Genomic DNA, 9,892 nt, shown 5'->3' on the forward strand with positions numbered 1-9,892 from the left:
AACTTATTCCGTAAGGAAAAGAAATGAAACATTTAGGGAAGATCATTTATCTTTCTAAAATATATTTTACGAGGAGGAAAAAAGAATGAAATTAATAACAGTTAAAAACGAACAAGAACTAAATGAACTTACAGGAGAACTACTGATTGGATGGATGTTAAGCAAGCAAACTCGCTTTAATCTTTCCATAACAGCAGGGACAACGCCAGAAGGAGTTTATCGCTATTTAGCGCCTAAAATAGAAAAAAGTCCAGCTTTTCGCCATGTTCATTATTATAACTTTGATGAAATTCCAAGTACCGATCCAGCTTTTATCAGGATTACCATGCGCGACTTAAACAAATTATATTTTGATCCGGCTAAAATTGATGCTAGTCAAATTCATCACCTGACAAGCGAGAACTATATAGAACATGATGAACGACTTAAACAAGACGGGGGATTAGATGCCATTCTTCTAGGAATTGGACAGGATAGTCATTATTGTGGCAACCTACCTGGAGCGACTCGATTTGAAGATCAGACTGTAAAAGTACAAGCAACAGGTGCCTTACGCACGCGAATTTCGGGTCATTTCGATTCTCCAGATCTCGTTCCAGATCACTGGGTGACGATGGGACCAAGAAGTATCATGGCAGCAAGAAAGCTAGTCTTAATCGCACTTGGAAGTCAAAAAGCAGAAGCCATTTGGCACCTCGTTAAAGGTCCAGTAGACAGCAAGTATCCCGCATCGATTCTAAAGTTGCATCCTGATTTAACCGTGATTGCCGACGAGCAAGCCATGAAGGAGGTTCGGTAACCATGGAACAAAAATTTCCAGCTGATTTTCTATGGGGTGGAGCAATCGCCGCATGTCAGGCAGAAGGCGCTTTTCAAGAAGGTGGAAGAGGACTTGCTGTCTCTGATGTTTCGTTTTATGATGAGAAGCTTGATCGGAAAGATTTAAGCAGGCACCGAAAAATGACGAGTGAAGATATCGAAAAAGCCATCCAAGATCAAGGAACGCGCCACTATCCAAAGCGCCATGGAATCGATTTTTACCATCATTATGCCGAAGATATTGCGCTTTGTGCGGAAATGGGATTTACCGTATTTCGCTTTTCTATCGCTTGGAGTCGCGTTTTTCCAACAGGCGAAGAAACAACACCCAATCCAGAAGCTTTATCTTTTTATGACCGAGTGATCGATGAAATTGTGCGACACGGAATGAAGCCACTTGTTACACTTTCGCATTTTGAAATGCCGCTAGCCTTGACAGAGAATTACAACGGCTGGCAAGACCGGCGACTCATTTCCTTTTTTAGACATTTTGCGAATACCATGTTCGAGCGCTATAGTGACCGCGTCAAACTGTGGATTAGTTTCAATGAGATCAATGCAGGCAACTTTTCGTCCTTCAAATCGACAGGAGTCGTTCAAGACCGGACAGAAAATTACGAGCAAGCCGTCTATCAAGCCGTTCATCACCAATTTGTTGCTGCGGCGTTAATCAAACAAGATCTCGCAAGAAAAGCGCCAGATAATCAGTTGGGCTGCATGATTGCTTACTTTGCAACTTATCCGGCTACTTCCAAACCAGAAGATGTATTAGCGGCACAAATGGAAGACGAGCTCGCCAACCTTTATTATACAGATACGATGATTCATGGCCACTATCCTCATTACGCTAAGCGAATTTGGAAAGAAAAAGGCGTCCATTTGGATATCCTAGAAGAAGACCGAACGGTCATGCAAAACTATCCTCCAGATTTTCTGGCGATTAGTTATTACATGTCAAGTGTGGCTGCAGCAGATTTAGATGGAGCTGAGGAAACAGAGGCTAACTTGCGTCAAACGCTAGTCAACCCATACTTGGAATCATCGGATTGGGGCTGGCAAATTGATCCTGTAGGTTTAAGATATTCACTTAATCATCTTTACGGACGATATCAAATGCCACTATTCATCGTTGAAAATGGACTAGGAGCAGAAGATGAGCTTACAGCAGACTTACAAGTGCATGATGATTATCGCATTCACTATCTGGAAAGTCATATTCAAGCGATGGCAGAAGCGGTGGAAGACGGAGTAGAACTTATGGGCTATACAACCTGGTCTGCCTTAGATATTATTTCTTCTGGGACATCAGAAATGTCGAAACGTTATGGATTCATTTATGTAGACCAAGATGATTTTGGAAACGGCAGTTTGAAGCGCTATAAAAAAGATTCATTTTATTGGTATCAAAACTGGATTAAAGGGCAGTAAAAAAAGAACGCTTCTCTATTTTTTGAGAAGCGTTCTTTTTTACTATTTCGTTAAAGCTACAACTTGAATAGATTTTCCAGTTACATCAAGGAAAGGCAATTTGACACGCGTATCAAGACAGTAAGCCTCGTATAAATAAGGTTTCAGTGAAGTGGTTTCATCACTAACTTGCTCCACAAATTGCGTGATTTCTTGGTAAAGAACTTCTAGGTTTTTAATCTTTGCCAGTTTTGCGTCTAAACGATTTTCACTGACATTGACATTCGAATTTTGAATGTTGGTATCAAATTCTTCATTAATTGCTGCTCGTGTTTTTTCAACACGCGTATAACGTTGATCATCCCAATCAATTTCCACAATTTGACAATCATCCAGGTGAATAAAATGGCCCGACCAAAGTTTGCCATCGATTTCGACAATCATTTTACTATCTGGAAAAATCTCTCTATCCCGGTATTTTTTAAGCAAATAATCAAACATCTGTAAGTGTGCTAAACTCTGACTCATTTCCATCAGCTCCTTCTTTGATAGAATAACATAATGTGAATTTGTGAGCAATTAAGTTTTTCTAGAAAACCAAAAATAAATCCATCGAAGGTGAGGTTTTGAACGTTTATTCCAAAAGTCCTAACAAAGCGTTTAGTAAATCGTGTAAAATGGGTATAGCAATAAAAAGCGCATAGGAGGACAAAACAACATGGTAAACGAACAAAAACTTGCTACAGAGGATGGGGAAGAACTTTTCATTCGTGAATGGTTAGAAGTAGAAGCTCCAATCGGCATCGTTCAAATCGTCCATGGGATGAATGAACATAGTGGTAGATATTCAGAATTCGCTGCAAGATTAAATCAAGCTGGTTTTGTTGTGATAGCAGATGACCATCGTGGCTTTGGCTTAACCGCCAAATCGGAAGCTGAACTTGGGCATATCGAGCCGAGTAAGGGGCTTGAAATGTTGCTTCAAGATCAAGAAATCGTAAAGTACTACATCGAACAAAAATTTCCTGACTTACCTTACTTTATTTTTGCACACAGCATGGGGAGCTTTATTACGCGCATTTTTATCACACGGCATTCGGCGGACGGAGTTATCCTCTCAGGGAGCGGCTTACAACCAGCTTTGCTTCTTGCTTTAGCTATGAGACTTTCAGGTCACTTTATAAAAAAACACCCACTACGTAAAAATGAATTACTCAATAAACTTGCCTTTTGGGGATTTAATCATACGTACCACGAAAAGCATCCGTTTAGCTGGCTATCCCACGATCCGCTCGTCCAAGAAGCGTTTGCGAATGACCCGCTTTGTGGACCAATTGTTGGAACATCCGGTTTTTTTGATACCTTATTTCGAGCTATTTTGGCAGCGCAAATTAAAGAAAATGTCGAGAGCGTACCTAGCGGAATCCCGATTCTCCTATTGTCTGGAACAGAAGACCCAGTGGGGCATTACGGGAAAGATATTCCGAAGCTTGCGGTAAGATTTTCAGAAGCTGGCGTCCAAGATGTGACCTATAAGTTGTATGAAGGTGCTAGGCATGAATTGATTCACGAAATTGGAAAAGAAACTGTGATGTTGGATATTATAAATTGGATGGAACAAAAAAGAAGCGAACGCTAATGTTCGCTTCTTTTCTTAACGGATTTGACCTTCGCCGAAAATCACATATTTAGTAGTCGTTAATTCGCGCAATCCCATCGGACCACGAGCATGGAGTTTTTGAGTGCTGATGCCAATTTCTGCTCCAAAGCCAAATTCAAAGCCGTCTGTAAAGCGGGTAGAAGCATTCACATAAACAGCCGCGGCATCGACTTCATTTTGAAACTGATTAGCAGCAAAATAGTCGCTTGTGACGATCGCTTCTGAATGTTTGGTGCCGTATCGGCTAATATGTGCGATCGCTTCATCAATATCCGAAACGACTTTCACCGCTAAAATAAAATCAAGAAATTCGGTCTCAAAGTCGGTTTCTGTCGCTTCTACAAAGTCTTGTAAGAACTCGCCAGCGCGTTTATCCGCACGAATTTCAACAGCGAATGGAGCCAGACGTTTTTCGATTTCTGGCAAGAAACGGGAAGCAACGTCTTCATGAATTAATAAGGTTTCTGCCGCATTGCAGACCGACGGGCGAGACGTTTTGGCATTCACTAAAATATCAATAGCCATGTCCATTTCCGCTGCTTTATCAATATAAATATGACAATTACCAACGCCTGTTTCGATAACGGGCACCGTAGCATTTTCAACAACAGTTTGAATCAACTTACCGCTTCCTCGTGGAATAAGCACATCCAAATACTCATTTAAGCGCATAAATTCCCACGCCGTTTCATGGGAAGTATCCTCGATAAATTGAACCACTTCTTCTGGAAAACCAGCCGATTTGGAAGCCTCTTGTAATACTTTCACAAGAGCTAGATTGGAATGAAAGGCTTCTTTTCCACCGCGTAAAATGACTGCATTCCCGGCTTTAAAAGTCAGGGCAGCTGCATCCACTGTCACATTAGGACGAGATTCATAAATAATTCCAATAACACCCAGTGGCACGCGTTTTTTACCAATATTTAAATTGGCTTCGTTTTTCCACATTTCATCCACCGTTCCAATTGGATCAGGTAGAGCGATAATTTGTTCCACACCGTTTGCAATATCATCGAGTCGCGCTGGTGTTAAAAGTAACCGGTCGATCATGGTTTCCTTCATGCCGCTTGCTTTAGCAGATTCGATATCTTTTTGATTTGCATCCAAAATGAGTTTAGTTTGCTTGCGTAAAGCAGTGCTCCAAGCGTTAAGTACGCGGTTTTTACTTGCTGAATCAGCGAGAGCCAAAAATTTACTTGCTTTTTGAGCGCTTTCTCCTAGGTTAACGAATCGGTTCATGAGATGATGCCTCCTGCTTGGAATTTGTAAACAACGTTCCGACTTTTTTTCCTGCAATAATGTCATAAATAATATCTGGGTTATCCCCGTTTGCAAGTACCATCTGACGATCATTTTTTAAGCAGTAATCAGCAGCAGCGAGCTTGGTTAACATGCCACCAGTTCCGAATTCAGAGCCTTTCCCACCAGCCAGTTGCAAGAGGTCATCCGTTACCTCGTTTACTTCATCGAACATGGTAGCAGCAGGATTTAATAGGGGATTTTCATGATAAAAACCATCAATATCAGACAGCATAATGAGGAGTTCCGCGTTAATTAATTTAGCTACAATCGCAGATAAACGATCATTGTCACCATACTTTGTGATATGTTCAATTTCTTCAACAGCAACCGTATCATTTTCATTAACAATCGGAATAATACCTTGCTCAAGTAGTGTATTGAAAGTATTGATGACATTCTCACGACTGATCGGATAATCCGTAACATCGCGAGTAAGCAGAATTTGACCAACTGGATAACCATATTCTCCAAACAGTTTGGAATAAATATGCATTAATTCACTTTGACCAACTGCTGCGATAGCTTGTTGTTCTGGAATGGAAGAAGGACGCTTTTCAAGTTGAAGCTTTCTTAAACCAACACCAATTGCGCCTGATGAAACAAGCACAACTTCTTTTTCTTCGTTGCGGAGCTCCGAAAGGACACGGGTAAGTTTTTCAATGGTGCGTAAATTGACATTCCCGTTGGAGTGCATGAGTGTACTAGTGCCGACTTTCACGACAATGCGTTTACATGAATGAAGTGATTTTCGCATAGCGGGTCTCCTTTGAAATAGAATACTTCTATTGTACTACAAAAAATCCAAATAATTAATAGTAGGAATAGAAAAAACGCCTAGGATTTAGGCGCTTCATCAATTTGGTTCCATTTTTTGGCTTGCTTGATCATAAAGGTGAGACTATCTAAAATATATTCACCAGCCGGTTCTGATAGCGTATTTTTACCGAGCTGTAAATCAGATTCATATTCAATGTCCTCACAAATTTTTTCTAGACGATATAAAATATCAGCTTGTTTTTCTTTCGTTTCAAGGTCATAGGAAGGGATATTATTTTCTCCTAATAAATAATCCACACTAACACTGAACAGCTCGGCAATCTTTGTCACCATTTCAAGATCAGGTTGACGAAGTCCATATTCCCAGTTTCCATATGTAGAAGGCGCTTTTAAACCCAATCTTCTCGCAGTCTCAACTTTGGACCAGCCTTTTTTATCTCGTAATAATTTCAAACGTTGACTAAAATCTACCAAATGATTCACCCCTTCGCCTAAATTATACACAAAATGAAACTATAAAGCTAATAAAAACACAGATTGTCTTTTATTTAGAGTTTTTATTTGAGTTTAATCCATGTAATTGATTGATTTTTTCGGCATTTTCTAAAATAAAGTAGATGTTTTTTTGGAGAAAAGCTGAGGTGTGGGATTTCAAAATGTCTGCGCCTAAATAAAAAGTAGTAGGCCCTTTTAGTTCAGCAGCCAAATCTTCTAGTTCCTGCTGGATGTCTTTGGAGGCTTGTCGAGGTTTTTCCTTTAAAGTATTTGTATCGCCAATCAAGTAATCGACCGTGACGTCGTATAAACTGGCAATTTCTTTCACCATGGAAAGATCGGGTTCGCGAATGCCATATTCCCAATTTCCATAAGTCGACGGGGCTTTTAATCCAAGGCGACGTGCAGTTTCTCTTTTTGTCCAGCCTTGTTTTTCCCGTAAAAGAGTGAGTTGTTTGCTTAAATTCGTCATGTTTATCATCTCCTCGTTGCCATTATACATGAATATACACAAAATAAGAATAAAACAACACAATTCGAAGTTTATTTTTATTGACGAATGCATAATGTGTTGATAAAATAGAATGGACAACTCAGTATGTGTTAGGAGGCTAGATGAATGGATCAACTAAAGACGAAGAATATCAATGTAGCCAAAATCAGAGAAATCCGCTTGAGTAAGGGGATTACACAAGCATTTGTCGCACGAAAAATGGGATATAAGTATACAAGTGTGTATGTAACAAAAGCACAGACATTATAATGAGTCTGTGCTTTTTTATAGAAAACTTATTTTAAGTACTTTATAAGGCTTCTCAGCAGTGATTTCAATTTTTTGTACAAACATGCTGATGAAGTCTATTTTTTCATCTTGAGTTAGATTTTCCCAATTTATCCGCATTTTCTTAAGAACGTTATTTCTTCGCTTAATTTGTTCAGGAGAAAGCGGGGTAGAAGTGACGTAATTTTTTTGTTTGGATTCTAATTCAGTAATCAAAATATTTGTTTCTTTCATGAGGTCTGAAAATTCATCATCACTTATAAGATCAGCCGCCCAAGCTTTTTGATATTTTTTTCTTTGTGAAATAAGAGAAGCTAATTCTTTTAATAGTTTTTCTTGTTCTTTTTTGCTTTTATCTCCGCCCGTTTTTTTCAACGTTGTTTGTTTGAATGAGAAGTTTTTTAGATAATCGATAAAAGCACTTTCTATTTTTTTCTCGCTTACAAAAATAGAGGTGTCGCGTCTATTTTTACATGTTCCGCATCTATAATTATTATTGTATGATGTTATACCACTTATATCTTTGTAACTTGTCCTTGTACCAGTCAAATAACGCCCGCAATTGGGACAAATGATTTTCCCTTTAAAAATATGCTTGGTGTGTCCGCGTCGTGTAGCATGTCCATTGCTACGAACTTCCAACAACTTTATTAACTTATTATAGGTATCTTCGTCAATTAGCGCTTCATGATTGTTAGTGTATATTTTTCCGTTCCAAGGAACAGCACCGATGACCGCTGGATTTGTTAAAATGCGTTTCAAAGTCGTTGGTGACCATAAATCATTAGAACGGATTGTTTTAACGCCTACCATATCCAAGTAGTGGCATGTTTGACGTAGTGAATAGCCCCGCAGAATTCTATCAAGAATATCAAGGTAAACAGCTTTCTCCTTTTCGTTGACTACAAGTTTACCGTCGACACCTTTATCATATCCGAATGGAGCCTTAGGCGTATACTCGCCTTGTCGCGCTTTCTCAGCCATCGCGAAAGAGACGCGCTCAGAAGTGTTCTCTCGCTCAAATTGAGCTACTGAACTGATGATAGTAATGAAGAAACGTCCCATAGCGCTTGAGGTGTCATAAGCTTCTGTTGCTGAAACAAAGCTACAATCATAATCATCAAATAGACTTAGAAGGTAGTGCAGATCAACAACAGAACGCGTTAAGCGGTCAAGACGATAGACTAGTACAGTGTCTATTAATCCTTTTTTTATGTGGCTAAGTAATTCTTGAAGTAGGGGACGATTCAAGTCTTTTGCGCTACGCCCCTCGTCTACATAAAACTTAAAGTCATTCCAATCTTGAGTGTGACAGTATGACTTTAATTTCTCTTTTTGTGCTGAAATAGAATAACCTTCTGCCGCTTGCTCCTCAGTTGAAACACGTATATATATCCCTACTGTCATTGTACCCCTCCTAAACAAGCACGTACGTTCTGTTTTTACTTCAAAAGAAAAGCCCGAAGGCTAAACTTTTATTTTACGACATTAATGTTATCCGCATCAATTCCCGGAATAGTTAAATCAGCACCTATTGTTGATTTATAATCATAATTCCCGTAAATAGTTCCATACACCTCAATAATATTGTCCTCAACAGCATCAGTAGTTCCATTATAAATAATCGCCACTGTGTTATCCCAATTTCCATATTCGTTTTGTGTCATGTCGACACGAAGAAGCGTTGTTCCTCCGTCCTCGATAGCTTGAATTACTTTACCCTTAATATAATAGGGCTCCCCCACATACTTATCGGCATTTTTATTAAGCATTTGAAATGAGATAGAATTTGCATTTTTCTTTGCCGTAGTTTGCTTTTCCTTTTCTTCATTCTCATTTTTTTCTTCTATTGCTTTTTTGGCTTCTTCTGAATGTGTAACGGTAACTGTTTTTTCTTCACTTTTTGAATTCCCTTTTTTAGCATACAAAGTGTAGTCGGTTTGCCAATCAACTGTTTGGGCAAATCTACCAGAAGATGACGCTTTTGTTTTCAATGTTTTAAAGTCATCTTTGTGTCCCATACCTAATTCATCATATTTTATTATCACAGTTGCGTTAGGTTCAGTAGTCCCAGAAATAATAGCTGTCATACTTGCGTTTGTTTCTAACTTTGTATTATCCAATTCGATGCTGATTTTTTTCTTGTCTGCATTATGAGAAGAAGCTTCATTGTTGCCACAAGCTGTTGTGAAAAGGCTAAATGTTAAAATCAATCCTAGAACAAGCACTTTTTTCATATAATTTCTCTCCCTTTTTCTGTTTATTCAACATCCATAATCATATGAATGAGAACTATTATCCTCTTTGTAGATTTGGATAGTATTGCCAAAATTAAAGTAACAATTTGTTTTTCTATCATAATACATTAAACCATATTTTTGCTTAAAATGAGTTACAGCTTCACGCAAAAATTTTTCTGTAACATTTAAGTGTTCTGCTACTTCGTAGTACTCAGTTAAACCTTCATCAAAGCATTCTTTGAGCTTTGCGAAAGGAATTAAAAGATAATGTGCTTTTCTTCTTGCTAGTAACTCCTGTTTAACATTCCGCAAATTTTTAGTTCTTAGTATATTACCTGCTGTCAATGATTTGTGACATATTTCTTCAATTACTAACGTATTTTCTTCTACTTCAGTAAAACCATTTAACAC

11 protein-coding genes and 1 pseudogene are annotated in these 9,892 nt (G+C 38.7%); 4 read left to right on the forward strand and 8 right to left on the reverse strand.

Translation table 11 applies throughout. The features are described from left to right. Window positions 1-85 precede the first annotated feature (85 nt). Window positions 86-799: a glucosamine-6-phosphate deaminase gene (locus tag HCK02_RS12335; protein WP_167630411.1), complete on the forward strand. Its 714-nt coding sequence runs from the start codon at window positions 86-88 to the stop codon at window positions 797-799. Between the two features lie 2 nt (window positions 800-801). Next, complete coding sequence (locus HCK02_RS12340; RefSeq protein ID WP_167630412.1) at window positions 802-2,247, forward strand: glycoside hydrolase family 1 protein; 1,446 nt, start codon at window positions 802-804, stop codon at window positions 2,245-2,247. Between the two features lie 42 nt (window positions 2,248-2,289). Here HCK02_RS12340 and HCK02_RS12345 read toward each other — a convergent pair whose 3' ends face one another. Continuing rightward, the gene (locus HCK02_RS12345; RefSeq protein WP_167630413.1) at window positions 2,290-2,754 is read right to left on the reverse strand and encodes a hypothetical protein; all 465 of its coding nucleotides are present in this window, start codon (window positions 2,752-2,754) and stop codon (window positions 2,290-2,292) included. A 190-nt stretch (window positions 2,755-2,944) separates the two neighbouring features. Between HCK02_RS12345 and HCK02_RS12350 the strand changes: the two genes are divergently transcribed. After that, the gene (locus HCK02_RS12350) at window positions 2,945-3,865 is read left to right on the forward strand and encodes an alpha/beta fold hydrolase (RefSeq protein ID WP_167630414.1); all 921 of its coding nucleotides are present in this window, start codon (window positions 2,945-2,947) and stop codon (window positions 3,863-3,865) included. A 15-nt stretch (window positions 3,866-3,880) separates the two neighbouring features. On the opposite strand, the gene HCK02_RS12355 is transcribed toward HCK02_RS12350, so the two are convergent. The 4 genes from HCK02_RS12355 to HCK02_RS12370 all read right to left on the reverse strand — a co-directional run bounded on the left by HCK02_RS12355 (window position 3,881) and on the right by HCK02_RS12370 (window position 6,932). After that, complete coding sequence (locus HCK02_RS12355; RefSeq protein ID WP_167630415.1) at window positions 3,881-5,125, reverse strand: glutamate-5-semialdehyde dehydrogenase; 1,245 nt, start codon at window positions 5,123-5,125, stop codon at window positions 3,881-3,883. Then, a complete protein-coding gene (proB, locus tag HCK02_RS12360) occupies window positions 5,109-5,942 on the reverse strand; it encodes a glutamate 5-kinase (RefSeq protein WP_167630416.1) in 834 nt (277 codons plus the stop codon). Before proB ends, HCK02_RS12355 begins: the two co-directional genes overlap by 17 nt. 80 nt (window positions 5,943-6,022) lie before the next feature. Further along, a complete protein-coding gene (locus HCK02_RS12365; RefSeq protein ID WP_167630417.1) occupies window positions 6,023-6,439 on the reverse strand; it encodes a helix-turn-helix domain-containing protein in 417 nt (138 codons plus the stop codon). Between the two features lie 70 nt (window positions 6,440-6,509). Beyond that, a complete protein-coding gene (locus HCK02_RS12370; protein ID WP_167630418.1) occupies window positions 6,510-6,932 on the reverse strand; it encodes a helix-turn-helix domain-containing protein in 423 nt (140 codons plus the stop codon). Between the two features lie 147 nt (window positions 6,933-7,079). Here HCK02_RS12370 and HCK02_RS12375 point away from each other — a divergent pair. Next, window positions 7,080-7,199: pseudogene (locus HCK02_RS12375) on the forward strand (helix-turn-helix domain-containing protein); the annotation flags it as partial. Window positions 7,200-7,238: 39 nt separating this feature from the next. Here HCK02_RS12375 and HCK02_RS12380 read toward each other — a convergent pair. The 3 genes from HCK02_RS12380 to HCK02_RS12390 form a co-directional block, all read right to left on the reverse strand. Beyond that, window positions 7,239-8,648 carry a recombinase family protein gene (locus HCK02_RS12380; protein ID WP_167630419.1) on the reverse strand — a complete coding sequence of 470 codons (1,410 nt, stop codon included), beginning with the start codon at window positions 8,646-8,648 and terminating at the stop codon, window positions 7,239-7,241. Between the two features lie 68 nt (window positions 8,649-8,716). After that, on the reverse strand, window positions 8,717-9,478 hold the full coding sequence (locus HCK02_RS12385) for a hypothetical protein (protein WP_167630420.1): 762 nt from the start codon (window positions 9,476-9,478) through the stop codon (window positions 8,717-8,719). A gap of 27 nt (window positions 9,479-9,505) precedes the next feature. Then, window positions 9,506-9,892, reverse strand: a 387-nt coding sequence (locus tag HCK02_RS12390; RefSeq protein WP_167630421.1) for an ImmA/IrrE family metallo-endopeptidase, incomplete at its 5' end; no start/stop codon positions are given.

The sequence above is a fragment of the Listeria valentina genome, assembly GCF_011800755.1.
Classification (GTDB): Bacteria; Bacillota; Bacilli; order Lactobacillales; family Listeriaceae; genus Listeria; species Listeria valentina.

What these genes read in the sequence shown, in the direction of transcription:
- HCK02_RS12335 (WP_167630411.1), top strand. Translation starts at nt 86, where the DNA reads ATGAAATTAATAACAGTTAAAAACGAACAAGAACTAAATGAACTTACA.
- HCK02_RS12340 (WP_167630412.1), top strand. Translation starts at nt 802, where the DNA reads ATGGAACAAAAATTTCCAGCTGATTTTCTATGGGGTGGAGCAATCGCC.
- HCK02_RS12345 (WP_167630413.1), bottom strand. Translation starts at nt 2,754, where the DNA reads ATGAGTCAGAGTTTAGCACACTTACAGATGTTTGATTATTTGCTTAAA.
- HCK02_RS12350 (WP_167630414.1), top strand. Translation starts at nt 2,945, where the DNA reads ATGGTAAACGAACAAAAACTTGCTACAGAGGATGGGGAAGAACTTTTC.
- HCK02_RS12355 (WP_167630415.1), bottom strand. Translation starts at nt 5,125, where the DNA reads ATGAACCGATTCGTTAACCTAGGAGAAAGCGCTCAAAAAGCAAGTAAA.
- proB (WP_167630416.1), bottom strand. Translation starts at nt 5,942, where the DNA reads ATGCGAAAATCACTTCATTCATGTAAACGCATTGTCGTGAAAGTCGGC.
- HCK02_RS12370 (WP_167630418.1), bottom strand. Translation starts at nt 6,932, where the DNA reads ATGACGAATTTAAGCAAACAACTCACTCTTTTACGGGAAAAACAAGGC.
- HCK02_RS12380 (WP_167630419.1), bottom strand. Translation starts at nt 8,648, where the DNA reads ATGACAGTAGGGATATATATACGTGTTTCAACTGAGGAGCAAGCGGCA.
- HCK02_RS12385 (WP_167630420.1), bottom strand. Translation starts at nt 9,478, where the DNA reads ATGAAAAAAGTGCTTGTTCTAGGATTGATTTTAACATTTAGCCTTTTC.